The following is a 233-nucleotide window of genomic DNA, read 5'->3' on the forward strand; positions in this document are numbered from 1 at the left end:
TTTTGATAGGTTGTTCAAAAACAAATACATTAAATAAAAGTGAAGACTTCAGGGTAACTTTTAGAGATTATAATAAAGATGATAAGGAACAAAAAGTTGTTGATGGAATAATTAAAAATGAATCTAAAGATGTAAAAAAAGATATAGTTTTAATAGTAGATGTATTGATGAAGGATGATAAAAAATATACACTAGGAACAACTTATATAGATGAATTAAAACCTGGACTAAAT

1 protein-coding gene is annotated in these 233 nt (G+C 23.6%); it reads left to right on the forward strand.

What is annotated here, in order from left to right; translation table 11 throughout:
* Positions 1-233 (forward strand): hypothetical protein (locus ABGF48_RS08515; RefSeq protein WP_408105903.1); only part of this gene is annotated, 233 nt, incomplete at both ends.

The sequence above is a fragment of the Helcococcus bovis genome, assembly GCF_046035835.1.
GTDB classification, from domain to species: domain Bacteria; phylum Bacillota; class Clostridia; order Tissierellales; family Peptoniphilaceae; genus Helcococcus; species Helcococcus bovis.